Source organism: Pantoea sp. OXWO6B1 (assembly GCF_001641135.1).
In the GTDB taxonomy this organism is placed as follows: Bacteria; Pseudomonadota; Gammaproteobacteria; order Enterobacterales; family Enterobacteriaceae; genus Pantoea; species Pantoea allii.
In genome coordinates this window covers 2,087,606-2,105,959 of sequence record NZ_LWLR01000001.1, presented here as the reverse complement: position 1 = coordinate 2,105,959, position 18,354 = coordinate 2,087,606, and the positions used below count along the sequence as shown (strand labels likewise).

The following is an 18,354-nucleotide window of genomic DNA, read 5'->3' as shown; positions in this document are numbered from 1 at the left end:
AAAAAAGGCCGGATATTATCCGGCCTTTTCTCTTTCCGTCACACAGTGCTTAGTGCTTAGTGCACAGTGCCTTCCGCTTTACGTTTTTGCGCACTCAGGAAGTGATAGGTTAACTGGCCTTTCTCTTTATCCAGTGCAACCGATACTGAACCCCCTTCCACCAGCGAACCAAACAGCAGTTCATTGGCCAACGGTTTCTTCAGGCTTTCCTGAACGGTACGCGCCATTGGACGTGCACCCATCGCTTTGTCGTAGCCTTTCTCTGCCAGCCAGTCACGCGCTTCATCACTGACCTCAAGTGAAACGCCTTTAGCATCCAGTTGGGCCTGCAGTTCAACGATAAACTTGTCCACCACCTGATGAATGACTTCGGCCGACAAGTGGCTGAACCAGATAATGTTGTCCAGACGGTTACGGAATTCAGGCGTAAAGATTTTTTTAATCTCTTCCATTGCGTCAGTGCTGTTGTCCTGATGAATCAGGCCAATAGATTTACGCTCGGTTTCACGCACGCCAGCATTGGTTGTCATCACCAGTACCACGTTGCGGAAATCCGCCTTGCGACCGTTGTTATCGGTCAACATGCCGTTATCCATTACCTGCAGCAGCAGGTTAAACACATCCGGATGCGCTTTCTCAATCTCATCCAGCAGTACGACCGCATGAGGGTGTTTGATCACCGCATCAGTCAGCAGACCACCCTGATCAAAGCCAACATAGCCCGGAGGCGCACCAATCAGGCGGCTGACGGTGTGACGCTCCATGTACTCGGACATGTCAAAACGCAGCAGTTCAATCCCCAGCGCTTTCGCCAGCTGAACGGTAACTTCGGTTTTACCGACGCCCGTTGGACCAGCAAACAGGAATGAACCCACCGGTTTGCGATCCTGTCCCAGACCTGCACGGCTCATCTTGATCGCTTCGGTCAAGGCTTCGATGGCATTATCCTGACCAAACACCAGCATTTTCAGGCGGTCGCCCAGGTTTTTCAGCGTATCGCGATCGGTGGCGGACACGCTCTGCTCCGGAATACGCGCGATACGCGCGACCACGGTTTCAATATCAGCCACATTCACGGTTTTCTTGCGTTTGCTGGCTGGCATCAGGCGTGCACGGGCACCCGCTTCATCGATAACGTCAATGGCTTTATCTGGCAGATGGCGATCGTTGATATATTTCACCGCCAGTTCGACTGCCGCACGCACGGCTTTCGCGGTGTAACGAACGTCATGGTGCGCTTCATATTTGGTTTTCAGGCCGTTAAGAATCTGTACCGTTTCTTCTACCGACGGCTCGGTAATGTCGATTTTCTGGAAACGGCGCGCCAGGGCGCGATCTTTTTCAAAGATGTTGCTGAATTCCTGATAGGTCGTGGAACCCATCACGCGGATTTTACCGCTAGAAAGCAGTGGTTTAATCAGGTTGGCGGCATCGACCTGCCCACCCGATGCGGCACCCGCACCGATAATGGTGTGAATCTCATCAATAAACAGGATGCTGCTGTTATCCTGCTCCAGCTGTTTTAACAGGGCTTTGAAACGTTTCTCAAAGTCGCCACGGTACTTGGTACCCGCCAGCAGAGAGCCGATATCCAGAGAATAGATGGTGCAGTCCTTCATCACCTCAGGCACGTCACCCTGCACAATGCGCCAGGCTAAACCTTCCGCAATGGCCGTTTTACCGACACCGGATTCCCCCACCAGCAGCGGGTTATTTTTACGGCGACGGCACAGAACCTGAATAGTGCGTTCCAGCTCTTTATCGCGACCGATCAGCGGGTCAATTCCGCCAACGCGAGCAAGCTGATTAAGATTGGTGGTGAAGTTTTCCATACGTTCCTCCCCGCCTGCTTGCTCTTCGTTAACCGGGTTTTCAGCACCAGGTGCCTGGCCAGGTTCGTCTTTACGCGTGCCGTGAGAGATGAAATTCACCACATCAAGGCGGCTGACTTCGTGTTTGCGCAGCAGGTAAGCCGCTTGCGACTCTTGCTCGCTGAAAATAGCAACCAGTACGTTAGCACCGGTAACTTCACTGCGTCCGGATGACTGAACATGGAAAACCGCACGCTGTAGTACACGTTGGAAGCTGAGCGTCGGTTGCGTATCACGCTCTTCTTCGCTGGCAGGCAGCACAGGCGTGGTCTGTTCAATGAAGGCTTCGAGTTCCTGCCGTAGAGCCACAATGTCCACCGTACAGGCTTCCAGTGCCTCTCTGGCCGACGGGTTACTGAGCAACGCCAGTAACAGATGCTCGACGGTCATAAACTCATGACGGTGCTCACGCGCTCTGGCGAAAGCCATGTTTAAACTGAGTTCCAGTTCTTGATTGAGCATTAGGCACCTCCTCCAGTTAATCGCTCTGACCTGCTTCCTGTATGGAGAGAGGCTCAGGCTTTTTCAAGCGTACACAGCAACGGATGATGATTGTCCCGCGCGTAATTATTCACCTGCGCCGCTTTGGTCTCAGCGACCTCTGCGGTAAATACACCACAGATTGCTTTACCGTGGTAGTGAACTTTCAGCATCAGTTGCGTTGCACGTTCAATATCATAAGAAAAGAACTTTTGCAGAACGTCAATAACAAATTCCATAGGTGTATAATCGTCATTATTCAGAATGACTTTATACATGGAAGGCGGTTTTAACCCTTCGCGTACTTTTTCGTCGGCTAAGTGTTCAAAATTTAGCCAGTCATTTGTGTTTGCCATAGTGTTCCGTTGTGATTCTGTACATCGTCATCAAATCCAGGGTCATCTGTAGAGTTTAACACGTGTGTCAAGTGCACTGTCGCTAATGCATTCTCAGGCAAAAAACCCTGCACGCGACCTGTATCACAAAATTTCAAATAGCGTTAACTACCTCAAATTTTGATGATTTTTTCCCCACGTTGCCCGGTGCTTTGCTTGACGACCGTGGCAGTTTCTCTACATTCTACCTTCATAAGCTGATTGAGTTTTAATCAAACCCGACTCACGGCTTCAGTGACCTCACCTACTTATAAAATGTCTTGCGAGGGAAGTAAAAGCATGGAGACAGGTACCGTTAAATGGTTCAATAACGCCAAAGGTTTCGGCTTTATCTGTCCAATCGGGGGCGGAGAAGATATCTTCGCACACTACTCAACGATACAGATGGATGGTTACAGAACGCTAAAAGCGGGCCAGCAGGTTCATTTTGACGTTCATCAAGGCCCTAAAGGCAACCATGCCAGTCTGATTGTACCTGTTGAAGTGCAACAGGCCGTAGCCTGAGATCCCCCCAACGTTGGACCGCTCCGTCAAAAATGCCAGCCTGCCGCGCTGGCATTTTTACGCTGTAACCCCTATCCCGCTTTGCCCTGCGCCAGGGTAATCACCTGGGAAAACATCTCCCGTAGGCGTTCCGGGATTGCCTCGCTGCCGCGTTCGGCTGCTGCCATAGCGACCGTGATAGCCAGTTCAGGTTTTGATGCACGATGAATAGCTTTGGTAATAATACGCCTGGGATTAACAGGTACGTTTAACGGCAGGTGCGCTGCCTCATGATACACATCACTAAAGCCATGTTGGTAAAGGAACTGCTCCATATCCGCCGCCGGGAGCTGCGTCAGGTGATGCTTCTCGACATCATGAGGCTGGAGCTGGCTGCGCGCCGTGGCTGCATATTTTTTCCCTGCCATATCCCCGTCAGTCAGCACATGCCAGGCAATGCCCATACGTCGGGCAAATTTTAACAACGGTTTTAGCCCGGACTGTGCAAACTCAATGACTTTAATTCCTTCAGCGGCGAAGTGAAAACCGCATTGTCGCGCCATTTCGTTGATGATCCAGACTTCGGTTTCACCTTCAACCAGAAGCCAGCAGCGGGCAAACAGGGCTGAAGGCCGGTTGACTTTGATATGGAAGCCGATGCGGCGGCTCTCTTCCGCACTCAGCCCTTCGGGACCAATGCGCCATGCGGCCACGCGCGTTGGCTCACGTACCAATCGGCAAACGTTCTCCACCGCGACCTGAGAAAGCAGCTCTCCAGAATTGGTCGTCGCAATCTTCTGTAACGGGAGCAGCGTGAGAAGGTTCCATGCCACGGATAACATGATGGGATGCAGCCGGGTTTCCGGATCTTCAATCAGCAGCAAAGGCCGGGCGCCCGGAGCCAAAGGTTCGCTTCCTCGCGCCTGGACCAGCAAGCTAAACATGCGCAATAAAATAAGTTGGCGGCTGCGGACGTCCGTGGCGGCAATCAGGTGATTCAGCTGGTCCAGTGAACGCCAGCCCTGAATACCGTCACGTGATTGTGGATCGACGCGGTGCATCTGTCCGCCATTCTCAGGATGCTGAACCAGAAAGTAGTGTTCCATCAGCTGCTGCATGGTCTGTAATCCCTGACGCAGCATGTCATTACTCAATTGCTGTGGATGCTGTTCCAGATCCCGAGTCAGTTTATCCAGCTCTTTCGCCAGTTGATTCAGGGTGGACAGACGGGCATCAATACCGCTTTCGACCGGGCGAACACGTCGGCTAAAACGTGCATCGCGCAGCCGTAATACTGGATTCATGCGCAGCAGATAACTTATCGCCGCCGCACTTCCCTCTTCCGCTAGCACATGACCATGGCTATCGATAAAGCGCCGTGTTGAGGTGATCTGGCCGTCACGTCGCCGGGCGTGCACGCTGTAACTCAGTCGGCGTTGTCCCTGTTCGGCGGGTTGCCAGAACGGCTGTAGCAGGTCGCTGTTTTCTGCGTCGTCATCCCTGAAGTGGAAAACGACCGACAGGCGATGAACCCGATCGTCGACTTCGCCCGGCGTAAAGTGAAAATCGTCAGGAGAAAACACATACTCGCGCGAGTGGGGCGACAGCAGCAGGCTGAGCGCGTCCAGCAAACTGGATTTACCCCAGGCGTTTTCGCCAATCAGCAGGTTTATACGCGTCAGGGGTAAAGAGAGCTGATTAATGCCGCGAAATCCCCGGATATCGATATGTTCCAGAATCATAGCGTTTTTATCCTCTTTGTTGTCCGCAGAATGAAGCGGCTTCATCAGGCGGTCAAGTCACTTTGTTGTAAGGGTTTACTCACCCGGGCTTTTTCGCTAGCGTGTCGAGACTTTCGACATGGACGAACCGATCAATATGTATTCCGGACTCTTAATTATCCTGTTGCCCCTGCTGGCAGGCTGGCTGTTACCGCTTCGACACGTGACGTTTCTCAAGGCCGTCAACCGACTGTTAGGCTGGATGGTCTACGTCATTCTGTTTTTTATGGGCATCAGCCTGGCCTTTCTCGATAATCTCAGCAGCAATCTGCTTACGGTGTTTTATACTGCGGCAGTAACAGCGACATGCATTCTGCTATGTAACCTGCTGGCGTTGCATTGGCTGGAGCAACGGCTGCCCTGGCAGCACAGTCACAAACCGCAAAAGCTTCCTTCACGTCTGCATATGGCGCTGGAATCACTGACGTTATGTGGTGTGGTTGTCGTAGGCTTTGCGCTGGGCCTGACCCAATGGCCCTGGCTGCATCATGCCGCCGCCGCCAGTGAATATGCATTAATCTTTCTGCTCCTGCTGGTGGGCATTCAGCTGCGCGGTAGTGGGATGACGTTGCGCCAGATGGTCTTAAACCGTCGTGGCATGATGGTCGCGCTCGCGGTGCTGCTCAGTGCGCTGCTGGGGGGAATGATCGCGGCTCTGGTACTGGGACTGCCGCTGAAAACCGGGCTGGCCCTGGCCAGTGGCTTCGGCTGGTACTCTTTATCGGGGATTCTGATGACGGAAGCCTTCGGCCCGGTAATTGGCAGCGCCGCCTTCTTCAACGATCTGCTGCGAGAGCTTATCGCGATTATGTTGATCCCTGCGCTGATCGCCCGTCACCGCAGTACTGCACTGGGCTTATGCGGCGCAACCTCTATGGATTTTACCTTACCGGTTTTGCAACAGGCAGGCGGTACAGAAATCGTCCCGGCCGCGATTGTACATGGCTTTGTCATGAGCCTGCTGGCACCGGTACTCATCGCCCTGTTCTCCGCCTGACCGTCCAATTCAACTTTTGATGCAATTTTTTACGGTTGAGTTGAATCAGCGTCGTCTACGCTTCTTTGAGTTGTTTGATTCTGCTATCCCCTGGATGGCGACGGATTACCAAGGAGAAGAAGATGAAACAAACCGTAGCGGCGCTGGTGGCCAAAACCCTGGAAAACGCCGGCGTAAAACGTATTTGGGGCGTCACAGGTGACTCACTAAACGGCCTGAGTGACAGTCTGAACCGAATGGGCACCATTGAGTGGATGCCAACCCGACATGAAGAAGTGGCTGCCTTCTCGGCAGGCGCAGAGGCGCACGCCAGTGGCGAACTGGCGGTGTGCGCCGGCTCCTGTGGTCCCGGTAACCTGCATTTAATTAACGGGCTTTTTGACTGCCACCGCAACCGGGTGCCCGTACTGGCGATTGCCGCGCATATTCCCTCCAGCGAAATCGGCAGTGGTTATTTTCAGGAAACCCATCCTCAGGAGCTGTTCCGCGAATGTAGCCACTACTGCGAGCTGGTGTCGAATCCCGAGCAACTGCCACAGGTGCTGGGCATTGCCATGCGCAAAGCCATTCTGAATCGCGGCGTATCCGTGATTGTGCTGCCCGGTGATGTGGCGCTGCAGCCAGCACCGGAATCCGCACGCGCAGACTGGTATCCGCCGCAGTTGCCGGTCGTGCTACCGTCCGCCGATGAGCTGTCTACCCTGGCGCAAACCCTGAACGGCGCGACCAATATTACGCTGATGTGCGGCAGTGGTTGTGCGGGTGCACATCGTGAAGTCGTCGAGTTGGCGGCGATGCTGAAAGCGCCAGTTGTGCATGCGCTTCGCGGTAAAGAGCACATCGAATACGACAATCCCTATGATGTCGGCATGACCGGGCTGATTGGTTTCTCCTCAGGCTTTCATGCCATGATGAATGCGGATACCCTGGTGCTGCTTGGTACCCAGTTCCCTTACCGCGCCTTCTACCCTGAAAAAGCGAAAATCATTCAAATCGATATTAACCCCGGCAGCCTGGGCTCGCACTGCCATGTGGATCAGGCCTATATCGGCGATGTCAAAACCACGCTGCGTGCTCTGCTGCCCAAACTGCAGGTCAAAACCGAGCAGCGTCACCTGGACAGTGCACTGAAGCATTATGCCGAGGCGCGTAAAGATCTGGATTCGCTGGCAACAGCCAATGATGACCAGCCGATTCATCCGCAATATGTGGCACAACAAATCAGTGAGCTCGCCGCCGACGACGCGATTTTCACCTGCGATGTGGGAACCCCAACCGTGTGGGCAGCACGCTATTTGAAAATGAACGGCAAACGCCGCCTGCTGGGTTCCTTTAACCACGGTTCAATGGCAAACGCGATGCCACAGGCGATGGGCGCACAGTCACTTAACCGTGACCGCCAGGTCGTGGCGCTATGCGGCGACGGCGGATTCAGTATGCTGATGGGCGATTTCCTGACTGTTGCCCAGTTGAAGTTGCCGGTAAAACTGGTGATTTTCAACAACAGCTCTTTGGGCTTTGTCGCCATGGAAATGAAAGCGGGCGGTTACCTCACCGATGGCACCGACCTGCACAATCCTGATTTTGCCGCCATTGCTCAGGCCTGCGGCGTGAAAGGCATTCGGGTGGAGAAAGCCTCCGAGCTGAATGGCGCGCTGGAACAGGCCTTTGCTCACGATGGCCCGGTCCTGGTGGATGTGATTACCGCGAAAGAGGAACTGGCGATGCCGCCAGAGATTAAGCTGGAGCAGGCCAAAGGGTTTAGCCTGTACATGTTGCGCGCCATCATAAACGGTCGCGGTGACGAAGTACTTGAACTGGCAAAAACTAACTGGCTGCGGTAAAACAGATGGATGTTTCAGGCGGGCTTTCCGCCCGCCTGGCTTTCCGCTGCCCAGGAGCACAATGTGATTGATCTACGCAGTGATACCGTAACCCGTCCCAGCGCTGCCATGTTACAGGCGATGATGACGGCTGAAACCGGCGATGACGTTTATCGGGACGATCCCACCGTTAACGCACTTGAAGCCGAAGCGGCACGACTGAGCGGCAAAGCCGCTGCGCTGTTTTTGCCAACCGGTACGCAGGCCAACCTGGTGGCGTTAATGAGCCACTGCCAACGCGGTGAAGAGTACATTGTGGGCCAGCAGGCACATAACTATAAGTACGAAGCGGGCGGCGCAGCAGTGCTGGGAAGCATTCAACCTCAGCCCATTCTCGCTGCCGCCGATGGCAGCTTGCCGCTGGATGTGGTGGCCGAATTTATCAAACCCGACGATATCCATTTTGCGCCCACCCGACTGCTTAGCCTTGAGAACACCCATCATGGCAAAGCCCTGCCCGCAGCCTATCTGGAGCAGGCGTGGCATTTCACCCGCGAGCATAAGCTGGCGCTGCACATTGACGGGGCGCGTATTTTTAATGCCGTCGTGGCGCAGCAAACCACCCTTGAAAACCTTGCCCGTTATTGCGATACGTTAACCATCTGCTTGTCGAAAGGCCTGGGCGCGCCCGTGGGTTCGCTGCTCTGTGGCGATGCGGATTATATTGAACGTGCGCGCCGCTGGCGCAAGATGACAGGCGGCGGTATGCGCCAGGCTGGCGTGCTGGCCGCGGCTGGACTGTATGCGCTGCAACATAACGTTGCGCGTTTGCAGACCGATCACGAGAATGCCGCCTGGCTGGGACAGGAGTTGCAGAAAATCGGCGTCGAGGTGACCGAGCAGCAGACAAATATGCTGTTCGTGCGCGTGCCGTCAGACCAGGTTAACGCTCTGGGCCAGTGGATGAAATCCCATGATGTCCTGATGAGCGTCGGTCCCGTCACCCGAATCGTCACCCATCTGGATGCTGAGCGCCCGGTGCTGGAAAAGGTACTGGCCTACTGGCGGGCGTTTTTAGCGCAGCATCGTCCCGATGCCGCCGTCAACACATCTACCCTGTCGGCGTCCCCTTACGCGGGTCGCTAGATTGGAAGCGCAGTAACCGCCGGTTATTGCGCTTCCCCATATTTTTCCAGCAGCGCCTCCGCAATCGCCAGCGTTTCAGCATCCGCGAACCCCTGATAGTGAGCAGGACGGAAATGCATCTGAAAAGCCGCAATCAGGTTCTGTTGCTCACGCGCCGTCATTCCTTCAGTTACCTGATAGCCGTAACGCTGCAAACGATCAAGCAGGAGGGGAACCGGAACGGCTGCTTCACGATCCTGCCCGGCTAAGTAAAAAGCGACACGTTGCGGATCGGGCCAGGCCCCAATGCCCTGTTCAGCCAGCTGCTGCCACGGAAACTGCGGGCCTGGGTCCTGTTTACGCTGAGGGGCGATATCACTGTGGCCCACGATATTTTCCGGCGCAATACCATAACGTCGGGTGATGTCGTTGATAAGGGCGATGAGGGCGCGGATTTGCCCAGGCGGAAAAGCTTGCCACGTCAGCCCGGTGAGCGTCCGGCGATAGCCGTTATTGACCAGCTCGATACCGACGGATGTGTCATTGATGCGGGTTGCGCCGCGCCAGAAACTTGGCCCGGCGTGCCAGGCCAGATCCGTCTCCGGTACCAGTTGCCAGATAATGCCCTGGCCCTTACGCTGCGGCGGCTGGCGGGGAATAAGATAATGGACGCTGACCTCACGATCGGTCAGCGTCGCCAGAGAAGAGGAAAAATCCTCGGCGGTATAATGTATCACCACCACTTTAACCCGTGGTCGCGCGCCCTGTGCAGGGTGACGCAGATCGACCCAGTAGCCTGGTCGCGATTCTATGCCCGACTGACAGCCCACCAGCAGCCAGACCGTCAACAGTAGCAGCAGCCGTTTCAACAAATAATAACCGCCGTGCCCGTCACGCTCACCATGAGCATACTGCTGTCTTTACCCACGGTTTCGTAATCGATATCTATGCCGACAACCGCATTGGCCCCCAGCGCGTTGGCCTGCTCTTCCAGCTCTTTGAATGCGATCTCCCGCGCCTTGCGCAGTTCTTTTTCATAAGCGCCCGAGCGGCCGCCGACGATATCGCGGATACCGGCGAAAAAATCGCGGAAAATGTTAGCACCGAGAATCGCTTCCCCGGTCACTACGCCACAGTAATCCGTAATACGGTGGCCTTCCAGCGTGGGCGTCGTCGAAAATTTCATCCTGTTCTCCCGTTGCGTAAACCGACCAAAGGCTCTTTCACCTAAAAGCAGAACTATACTCTATGTTAAAAAGGCACCTTGCCAGAGAACAATAAGGAAATCGAGATGAGAAACAAAGGTTTTGCGCTTTTGCTCCCGGCCGCGCTACTGCTGAGTGCCTGTACGACAGTAGAGCCGGTAACCAAGGATAATGGCCCACGAACCGCCCCTTGCATTGAAGGCGGCCCGGACACCGTGGCACAAAAGTTCTATGATATGCGGATTGAACATCCTACCTCCGGTCTGCCTGATAGCACGACACTGGCAAACTATCGTCCCTACCTGAGCGAAGGGCTTTATCATTCGCTTCAGGAAGCGAGTCAAAGCCAAAATGCCGCCAAATGGCGCAACGGCGATGTGTTCTCCAGCCTTGCTCAGGGGCCCGCTCAGGCTGACGTTGCCGATGCATCAACCATCCCGAACCGGGATGCCCGCAATATTCCGCTGCGGGTAAAAATGAGCCGCGACAATAAGCAGTGGCAGGATGAAGTGCTGATGATCCACCAGGGCAGTTGCTGGGTGGTGGACGATGTGCGCTATGTCGCAGAGGGATCGCATCCCGCAGGCGGTTCGCTGAGCCAGATGCTTGAAAAGGCGAAAAAATAAACCCTGTTCGTTCTCACGTCTGATTCACTTTCACGTCTGAAAGCGCCGGCCTGAAGGCCGTGCGTTTTCAGACGGCATCCTGTCTGCTTTCCAGAAACGCCTGCCGGTCACCTCACAACATCTTGTGCTAATCTTTTGGGTGTTTACCGCTTATTCGTAAATTTTAAGCCACCTTAATTGCATAACTATTTTGGTGACGTTAAAATCCGCAAAACTAATAGCTATTCAAAATTGGCGCATGAGTATTCAACTAAACGCGATTAATTGTTTCTACGGTGCTCATCAGGCGCTGTTTGATATCAACCTGGAGTGTCCGCAGGGCGAAACGCTGGTGCTGCTTGGCCCAAGTGGCGCAGGCAAAAGCTCGCTGTTGCGTGTGCTGAATCTGCTTGAGCATCCCCGTTCCGGTCAGTTGCACATTGCAGGTAATAATTTCGACTTCAGCAAAACCCCTTCTGAGGCCGCGATACGTGAACTGCGTCAAAACGTGGGAATGGTTTTCCAGCAGTACAATCTCTGGCCGCACCTGACCGTGCTGCAAAACCTGATGGAAGCCCCCTGCCGCGTACTGGGTTTAAGCAAAGCCGATGCCCGGGCCAGAGCCGACAAACTGCTCGATCGCCTGCGTCTCACTAGCTACAGCGACCGCTTTCCTCTGCACCTTTCTGGTGGACAGCAGCAGCGCGTTGCCATTGCCCGCGCGCTGATGATGGAGCCGCAGGTGCTGTTATTTGATGAACCTACCGCCGCGCTTGATCCCGAGATCACCGCACAGATCGTCAGTATCATTCGCGAACTGGCGCAGACCCAGATTACTCAGGTGATCGTCACCCATGAAGTGGAAGTGGCACGTAAAACGGCCAGCCGCGTGGTGTACATGGAAAACGGTCACATTGTGGAACAGGGCGATGCCAGCCGCTTTACACAGCCGCAAACCGAGGCGTTTGCACACTATCTTTCGCACTAAGTCAGGATGCTAACAATGAAAAAAGTCGTACTTGCTGCACTGCTTGCCGGATTAAGCCTGAGCGCTTCCGCTGCCGAAACCATTCGTATTGCTACCGAGGCTTCCTATCCTCCTTTTGAGTTTGTTGATGCGAATAACAAAATTCAGGGCTTTGATGTCGATCTGGCTAATGCGCTGTGTAAAGAGATGGATGCGACCTGTACGTTCACCAATCAGGCGTTCGACAGCCTGATCCCCAGCCTGAAATTTCGCCGTTTTGATGCGGTGATGGCCGGCATGGACATTACGCCTGAACGTGAAAAGCAGGTGCTGTTCAGCAAACCTTACTATGACAATTCTGCCACCTTCGTTGCGCAGAAAGGCAAAGTCGCCAGCATTGAAGCGCTGAAAGGCAAGCGCGTGGGCGTACAGAACGGGACCACCCATCAAAAATACCTGACTGATAAGCATTCGGATATTACCGTGGTGCCCTACGACAGCTACCAGAATGCGGTGCTGGATCTGAAAAATGGCCGCATTGATGCCGTTTTTGGCGACAGCGCGGTCGTCAACGAGTGGCTTAAGCAGAACGCAAACCTGGCCCCGGTGGGTGAGAAAGTGACCGATAAAGACTATTTCGGAACCGGTCTGGGCATTGCCGTTCGTCAGGGAAATACTGAGCTGCAAAGCAAATTCAATGCCGCGCTTGATAAAATCAAAGCCGATGGCACCTACAAAACCATCTACAGCAAATGGTTCCAGCAGTAATTTCTGATGAATGAAATAATCCCGCTTGCAAGCGCCGCCGGTATGACCGTCGGCCTTGCTGTTTGTGCCCTCATCGCTGGCCTGGTGCTGGCGATGATTTTTGCCGGCTGGGAGTCAATGCGGCTGAAGCCGCTGGCATGGATCGGTACCGCTCTGGTCACGCTGATTCGCGGCCTGCCGGAAATCCTGGTCGTGCTGTTTATCTACTTTGGCGCATCACAGGTGTTACTGACCTTATCTGATGGCGTTGTCCTGAACTTCGGCTTTTTCAGGCTGCCGGTTCAGATGCAGATTGAAAATTTTGACGTCAGCCCGTTTCTCTGTGGCGTGATGGCGCTGGCGATGCTCTATGCCGCCTATGCGTCGCAAACGCTGCGCGGCGCGCTGAAAGCCGTGCCGATTGGGCAGTGGGAATCAGGCCAGGCGCTCGGCATGAAAAAGTCAGCGATTTTTGTCCGCCTGATCATGCCGCAAATGTGGCGTCATGCGTTGCCAGGCCTGGGAAACCAGTGGCTGGTGTTGCTGAAAGATACCGCACTGGTGTCGCTGATTAGCGTTAACGACCTTATGTTGCAGACCAAAAGTATCGCGACCCGAACCCAGGAGCCTTTCACCTGGTTTTTAGTGGCGGCGGCCATTTACCTGCTGATCACGCTGTTCAGTCAGGCCGTGCTGCGTCGAATTGAACGGCGCACCACCCGTTTTGAGCGGGGGGACCGCTGATGCTGCACTATCTACCCGAACTGCTGAAAGGGCTGAATACCAGCCTGAGCTTAACCGCCGCTTCCCTCGTGACCGCGCTGCTGCTGTCGCTAATGTTTACCATCGTGCTGGCCTTGAAAACGCCGCTGTTTTCACCGCTGGTAAAAGGCTTTATTACCCTGTTTACCGGCACGCCGCTGCTGGTGCAGATCTTCCTGATCTATTACGGACCGGGGCAGTTTCCTAGCCTGCAAACGGTGCCCTGGTTATGGCACCTGCTGTCGCAGCCATGGCTGTGCGCCATGCTGGCGTTGTCACTCAACAGCGCGGCCTATACGACGCAGCTGTTTTACGGTGCCGTTCGGGCGATTCCTGCTGGTCAGTGGCAGTCCTGTGAAGCGCTGGGCATGACGCCCCGGCAAACCCTGCGTATTCTGCTGCCTTATGCGTTTAAGCGCGCGCTTTCTTCCTACTCCAACGAAGTGGTGCTGGTGTTTAAAGGCACATCCCTGGCGTTTACTATTACGCTGATGGAGGTGATGGGGCATGGTCAACTGCTGTATGGCCGAACCTATGACGTCACGGTTTACGCGGCTGCGGGGCTGATTTACCTGTGTGTTAACGGTCTGCTTACCCTCATGATGCGCCTGATTGAAAAACGCGCCCTGGCGTTTGAACGGCGGAATTAATCCTTTGGCAGGGCAACCTGCCTGATTAATTTTATAATCATATTTATTGCATAAAAATTCATTTACTGGCATCGTGTGGCGCATTCACTTGCTGTGTTATTGATGGCTAACGGGAGCCTGTAATGAAAAAATGGATGATTGCCGCTGTACTGGCAAGCCTGGCGGTAAGCGCCCAGGCGGCTGACAAGATTCGCTTCGCCACCTCTGCTACCTACCCTCCTTTTGAATCGCTGAACAGCGACAACCAGATTGTGGGTTTCGACATTGACCTGGCGAAAGCGCTGTGTGCGCAGATGAAAGCGGAATGCTCATTTACTAATACAGCGTTTGACAGCCTGATCCCTTCGCTCAAGTTCCGCCGCTATGACGCCGTCATTGCGGGTATGGACATCACTGCCGAACGCAGCAAGCAGGTTGATTTCACTCAACCCTATTACGCGAACTCCGCCATCGTGATTGCGCCGAAAGGGAAGTTCAGTTCTGTCGATGCGTTGAAAGGTAAACGAATTGGCGTTGAGAATGGTACGACGCACCAGAAATATCTGCAGGACAAGCACCCAGAAATTACAGTCGTGGCGTATGACAGCTATCAGAATGCCATTCTGGATATGAAAAGCGGTCGCCTTGACGGCGTATTTGGTGACAGCGCAGTCGTCAATCAGTGGTTAAAAAGTAACAGCGAACTGGCCAGCGTCGGTGAGCACGTAACGGATGCCGATTACTTTGGTACCGGCCTGGGCATTGCAGTACGCAAAGGTAATGACCCACTGCGCGATAAATTTAATCAGGCTCTGACGGCGTTAAAAGCGAACGGTAGCTGGCAGAAAATTAATCAGAAATGGTTCCCTGAATAAGTATTATGGGCCAGCGGCGTGTTCTGCTGACCGGTTCTGCACTGTCCTCAGTTCAGCAGATTACCTGACTGGCCCACCCAGCCGTTGATGCGTCAGTAGCGTCAGCACTTCAAAATGCGCCGTATGCGGGAACATATCGAACAGCTGTACCTGAGTCACATCGTAATCGCTCAGCCGGGCAATATCCTGCGCCATCGTCTGCGGATTACAGCTTGAATAGAGCACATAGTCAGGCGCCATCGTGCGAAGATAATCACACAGCCCCTTTCCAATCCCCCGGCGCGGCGGATTCACCAGCACCAGCTGCGGCACCGCATCACGCTCAGTGGCAAAGGCGGTGGAATCGAGTGCGGCAAAACTGACGTTATCCAGACCCAGCATTTGTGCTGAGCGTTGCGCGCAGGCAATGGCTTCAGCACTGATCTCGATCCCGGTCAGCTGTACCTCTGGTGAAGCGCAATGCAGGCCAAATCCTCCCACGCCGCAAAACAGATCCCACATGCTGGTAATCGGAAGCTGACGCACCCAGTCGCGCGCCGTCGCGTACAGCGCACTGGCCACCTGGGGATTGGTCTGGAAAAAACTTTGGGGCCGTATCCACAGCGGAACACCGTTAAAAACGTCGGCCAGCGACTGCGTTGGCGTCAGCGCGATCTCCTCATCCCCTTCCAGAATGGCCATATGAACCGGCTGAATGTTGGCTGAAATCACTCTCAGCTGCGGCAACTGCTGCTGTAGCCAGGGCAGTGCGTTTCGCAGTTGCTCCAGCTTGGTGTGCGATCGCAGAACAAAGCGCAGCATCATCCCGCCCTGGGTACTTTCGGTCAGCAGCAAATACTTGAGTTCACCGCGCTGCCGTTCGATGTTGTAAGGGGTTAAGCCTGCGCGCGCGATAAAGGGTTTTAAGCTCGCCAGTACCGGGGAAAAGCTGTCGGGATAGAGCGGACAGGCGCAAAGATCCGTCGCCTCACCGTTACGCTGTACGATACCGAAAATCGGGCGCTCAACGCTGCCGCTCACCACCATCTTTGCCTTATTACGGAATCCTTGCTGAGCCGATGTGACCGGCGGCAGCCAGTGTTTAACCGGGAACGCGGCCAGCAACTGGGTCAACTGGGACTGTTTCTCATCAAGCTGCTGGGGATAGGGTTTTTCGAGCCACTGGCAAGAGCGGCAACGGTTAGCGTCATAGAGCGCGCAGTGCATGGTAAAGCCTGTGTTAACGGTCGGAAGGGTTGGCGGAGCGCGATTGTATCACCGCTTACGGAAAAATGCGCGGCTGCTGGCGGGGAGAAAAAGCAGCAACAGCACCACCAGATCGGGCAGTTTTTGCAGCAGCGTGCGATGGATAATCTGCAGGTTATTATCCCCTTGAATGCTGAAGATTTCCGGGTAGATCCAGCCGGTGGAAGCCATGAGCATATAAAACAGCACCACGATTTGCGCCACCACGAATCCCCAGCGTCCCCGGTTGCTGCCGCGCATCAGGGTAAAAGCACAACGCAGTTCAAATAAGAAAATGACCTGACTGGCGATAAAGATCAGCGTGGAATCCCATGACTGCGCACTGCGGTGCACAAAGTTAGCTATTTCGGCGTAACCCAGCGCATTCGCCAGCATCAGCACGCTCAGACAGCGCGTGGCAATAATCGCCACGCCAGCCACCGTGACGGGCACCGGGGCAGAGGGTAAAACAGAGCCGTGCTTAAGGGTTTCCGACATGCCTTTTACTCCACCATGACGATAAAGAGGCTGGATTAACCAGCCTCGTCACAGAATGGCAAAAGTCGGCGGTTTTAGCCACGTTTCGCTTTCTGAATATCGCTTATACGCTGCTTTTCTTCATGAGCCATCACGCGCCAGGCAATAAAGCCCACGATGCCCACAACGAACAGGATCAGGGAAGCCAGCGCGTTAATCTCCGGATTCACCCCACGTCGCACCGTGGCGAAAATAGCCATCGGCAAAGTGGTGGCGCCCGGCCCGGTCACAAAGCTGGCAATCACCAGGTCATCCAGTGACAGCGTAAAGGCCAGCAGCCAGCCCGTCACAATCGCTGGCGCAATCATCGGCACCGTAATCACAAAGAAGACTTTCAACGGCGTCGCGCCCAGATCCATCGCCGCCTCTTCGATAGATCGGTCCAGCTCCCGCAGGCGCGAGTTAATCACCACCGCCACATAAGCGGTACAGAACGTCACGTGTGCCAGCCAGATGGTAAGCGTACCGCGTTCCGTTGGCCAGCCCAGCGCATTTCCTAAGCCGACAAACAGCAGTAACAGCGACAGCCCGGTGATCACATCAGGCATCACCAGCGGTGCGGTCAGCATAAAGGCAAAGCCGTTATGACCACGAAAGCGCCCAAACCGCACGATAATCACCGCCGCCATCGTGCCCAACACCACCGCCATCGAGGCTGAAAGCCCGGCAATGGTCAGGCTCAGCAGCACCGCATCGATCATGGCATTGTCCTGAAACAGCACCCGATACCAGTTGAATGAAAAGCCTTCCCAGACCGTCACCAGCTGCGAACTGTTGAAGGAGTAAACCAGCAGCAGCAGCATCGGCGCATAAAGAAACAAAAAGCAGCAGGCTAAAATCGCCGTACGCCAGGGAGAGCGGATCGTTGGCAGATTGTTCATCCCTTCTCTCCCATTTCACGGTTTTGATGTTTGTGGAACCAAATAATCGGCAGAATCAAAATCAGCAAAATGATCACCGCCAGCGCAGAGGCTACAGGCCAGTCACGATTGTTAAAGAACTCCTGCCAAAGAATACGGCCAATCATAATACTGTCCGGACCGCCCAGCAGTTCGGGGATCACGTACTCGCCCACCGCCGGGATGAACACCAGCATGGAACCGGCAATGATACCGCCCTTTGTCAGGGGCACGATCACGCTGAAGAAGGTTTTCAGCGGGCGCGCGCCCAGATCCAGTGAGGCTTCCACCAGCGAATAATCGATTCGCGTCAGCGCGGTATAAATAGGCAGCACCATAAAGGGCAGATAGCAGTAGACAATCCCGATATAGACCGCCGTATTGGTATACAGAATCACTAACGGATGGTCGATCACGCCTGTCCACAGCAAAAAACGGTTAAGAATACCGTTGTTGTTCAGCAGTCCCATCCAGGCATAAACCCGCACCAGAAACGACGTCCACGACGGCAGGATCACCAGTAACAGCAGGACAGAACGCATCGAAGGCTTGCTGTGCGCCACGGCCCACGCCAGCGGATAACCAATCAGCAGGCAGATCACGGTGGAGATAGCCGCCACTTTTAACGACTGTAAATAGGCGTCGATATACAGCGGATCGTCGCTCAGCGTGACATAGTTGCCCAGATTCAGCACCAGGCTGAGTTGATCGTCAGCCCAGTTGACCAGCTCGGTATAAGGCGGAATCGCCCGGGCAATATCCGCGAAGCTGATTTTCAAAACAATCAGGAACGGCAGCAGAAAAAAGAGAATCAGCCACAGGTAAGGTAATGCAATGACGAGCTTGCGCCCGTGCTGCATCTTTATGCGCGTTGCCCAGCGCTGCAACGGCGTACCGAGCAGCTTAGCCGGGGCTTTCGTGCGTTGAAAAATCTGGTTCATCGCGCCTC

19 protein-coding genes are annotated in these 18,354 nt (G+C 54.5%); 10 read left to right on the top strand and 9 right to left on the bottom strand.

Features of this window, described 5'->3' with window-relative positions; translation table 11 throughout:
• Positions 1 to 56: 56 nt before the first annotated feature.
• Positions 57 to 2,333 carry an ATP-dependent Clp protease ATP-binding subunit ClpA gene (gene clpA / locus A6A26_RS12065; RefSeq protein ID WP_063878934.1) on the bottom strand — a complete coding sequence of 759 codons (2,277 nt, stop codon included), beginning with the start codon at positions 2,331 to 2,333 and terminating at the stop codon, positions 57 to 59.
• 53 nt (positions 2,334 to 2,386) lie between these two features.
• On the bottom strand, positions 2,387 to 2,707 hold the full coding sequence (gene clpS, locus A6A26_RS12060; protein ID WP_063878933.1) for an ATP-dependent Clp protease adapter ClpS: 321 nt from the start codon (positions 2,705 to 2,707) through the stop codon (positions 2,387 to 2,389).
• Between the two features lie 318 nt (positions 2,708 to 3,025).
• Here clpS and cspD point away from each other — a divergent pair, with 318 nt between their 5' ends.
• Positions 3,026 to 3,250 (top strand): cold shock-like protein CspD, encoded by a 225-nt coding sequence (gene cspD, locus A6A26_RS12055; RefSeq protein ID WP_024470922.1) that lies wholly within the window; start codon positions 3,026 to 3,028, stop codon positions 3,248 to 3,250.
• 71 nt (positions 3,251 to 3,321) lie between these two features.
• Here cspD and A6A26_RS12050 read toward each other — a convergent pair whose 3' ends face one another.
• Positions 3,322 to 4,971 carry an ATP-dependent nuclease gene (locus A6A26_RS12050; RefSeq protein ID WP_063878932.1) on the bottom strand — a complete coding sequence of 550 codons (1,650 nt, stop codon included), beginning with the start codon at positions 4,969 to 4,971 and terminating at the stop codon, positions 3,322 to 3,324.
• Positions 4,972 to 5,107: 136 nt separating this feature from the next.
• On the opposite strand from A6A26_RS12050, the gene A6A26_RS12045 reads away from it, so the two are divergent.
• The 3 genes from A6A26_RS12045 to ltaE all read left to right on the top strand — a co-directional run bounded on the left by A6A26_RS12045 (position 5,108) and on the right by ltaE (position 8,976).
• Positions 5,108 to 6,007 carry a LysO family transporter gene (locus A6A26_RS12045; protein WP_063881142.1) on the top strand — a complete coding sequence of 300 codons (900 nt, stop codon included), beginning with the start codon at positions 5,108 to 5,110 and terminating at the stop codon, positions 6,005 to 6,007.
• Positions 6,008 to 6,129: 122 nt separating this feature from the next.
• Positions 6,130 to 7,851: a ubiquinone-dependent pyruvate dehydrogenase gene (poxB, locus tag A6A26_RS12040; RefSeq protein WP_063878931.1), complete on the top strand. Its 1,722-nt coding sequence runs from the start codon at positions 6,130 to 6,132 to the stop codon at positions 7,849 to 7,851.
• Between the two features lie 63 nt (positions 7,852 to 7,914).
• On the top strand, positions 7,915 to 8,976 hold the full coding sequence (gene ltaE, locus A6A26_RS12035; RefSeq protein ID WP_244915444.1) for a low-specificity L-threonine aldolase: 1,062 nt from the start codon (positions 7,915 to 7,917) through the stop codon (positions 8,974 to 8,976).
• Positions 8,977 to 8,999: 23 nt separating this feature from the next.
• Here ltaE and A6A26_RS12030 read toward each other — a convergent pair whose 3' ends face one another.
• Together A6A26_RS12030 and A6A26_RS12025 are read right to left on the bottom strand one after the other, a co-directional pair.
• A complete protein-coding gene (locus A6A26_RS12030) occupies positions 9,000 to 9,824 on the bottom strand; it encodes an N-acetylmuramoyl-L-alanine amidase (protein WP_063881141.1) in 825 nt (274 codons plus the stop codon).
• On the bottom strand, positions 9,821 to 10,141 hold the full coding sequence (locus tag A6A26_RS12025; protein WP_063878929.1) for a heavy metal-binding domain-containing protein: 321 nt from the start codon (positions 10,139 to 10,141) through the stop codon (positions 9,821 to 9,823). The genes A6A26_RS12030 and A6A26_RS12025 overlap by 4 nt, the downstream gene beginning before the upstream one ends.
• A 105-nt stretch (positions 10,142 to 10,246) precedes the next feature.
• On the opposite strand from A6A26_RS12025, the gene A6A26_RS12020 reads away from it, so the two are divergent.
• The 6 genes from A6A26_RS12020 (at position 10,247) to artJ (A6A26_RS11995) (ending at position 14,745) form a co-directional block, all read left to right on the top strand.
• Positions 10,247 to 10,786, top strand: coding sequence for a lipoprotein (locus A6A26_RS12020; protein WP_063878928.1), 540 nt, complete (start codon positions 10,247 to 10,249; stop codon positions 10,784 to 10,786).
• A gap of 238 nt (positions 10,787 to 11,024) precedes the next feature.
• Positions 11,025 to 11,753, top strand: a complete 729-nt coding sequence (gene artP / locus A6A26_RS25485; protein ID WP_156506657.1) for an arginine ABC transporter ATP-binding protein ArtP — start codon at positions 11,025 to 11,027, stop codon at positions 11,751 to 11,753.
• A gap of 15 nt (positions 11,754 to 11,768) precedes the next feature.
• Positions 11,769 to 12,500, top strand: coding sequence for an arginine ABC transporter substrate-binding protein (artJ, locus tag A6A26_RS25480; RefSeq protein ID WP_063878927.1), 732 nt, complete (start codon positions 11,769 to 11,771; stop codon positions 12,498 to 12,500).
• A gap of 6 nt (positions 12,501 to 12,506) precedes the next feature.
• Positions 12,507 to 13,223, top strand: a complete 717-nt coding sequence (gene artQ / locus A6A26_RS12005) for an arginine ABC transporter permease ArtQ (protein WP_063878926.1) — start codon at positions 12,507 to 12,509, stop codon at positions 13,221 to 13,223.
• Positions 13,223 to 13,891 (top strand): arginine ABC transporter permease ArtM, encoded by a 669-nt coding sequence (artM, locus tag A6A26_RS12000; RefSeq protein WP_063878925.1) that lies wholly within the window; start codon positions 13,223 to 13,225, stop codon positions 13,889 to 13,891. Before artQ ends, artM begins: the two co-directional genes overlap by 1 nt.
• 122 nt (positions 13,892 to 14,013) lie before the next feature.
• Positions 14,014 to 14,745 (top strand): arginine ABC transporter substrate-binding protein, encoded by a 732-nt coding sequence (gene artJ, locus A6A26_RS11995; RefSeq protein ID WP_063878924.1) that lies wholly within the window; start codon positions 14,014 to 14,016, stop codon positions 14,743 to 14,745.
• 60 nt (positions 14,746 to 14,805) lie between these two features.
• Here artJ (A6A26_RS11995) and rlmC read toward each other — a convergent pair whose 3' ends face one another.
• The 4 genes from rlmC to potH all read right to left on the bottom strand — a co-directional run bounded on the left by rlmC (position 14,806) and on the right by potH (position 18,346).
• The gene (gene rlmC, locus A6A26_RS11990; RefSeq protein WP_063878923.1) at positions 14,806 to 15,951 is read right to left on the bottom strand and encodes a 23S rRNA (uracil(747)-C(5))-methyltransferase RlmC; all 1,146 of its coding nucleotides are present in this window, start codon (positions 15,949 to 15,951) and stop codon (positions 14,806 to 14,808) included.
• A 48-nt stretch (positions 15,952 to 15,999) separates the two neighbouring features.
• On the bottom strand, positions 16,000 to 16,467 hold the full coding sequence (locus A6A26_RS11985) for a YbjO family protein (RefSeq protein ID WP_063878922.1): 468 nt from the start codon (positions 16,465 to 16,467) through the stop codon (positions 16,000 to 16,002).
• 74 nt (positions 16,468 to 16,541) lie between these two features.
• Positions 16,542 to 17,387: a putrescine ABC transporter permease PotI gene (gene potI / locus A6A26_RS11980; RefSeq protein ID WP_063878921.1), complete on the bottom strand. Its 846-nt coding sequence runs from the start codon at positions 17,385 to 17,387 to the stop codon at positions 16,542 to 16,544.
• Positions 17,384 to 18,346 (bottom strand): putrescine ABC transporter permease PotH, encoded by a 963-nt coding sequence (potH, locus tag A6A26_RS11975; RefSeq protein ID WP_063878920.1) that lies wholly within the window; start codon positions 18,344 to 18,346, stop codon positions 17,384 to 17,386. The genes potI and potH overlap by 4 nt, the downstream gene beginning before the upstream one ends.
• Between the last annotated feature and the right edge of the window lie 8 nt (positions 18,347 to 18,354).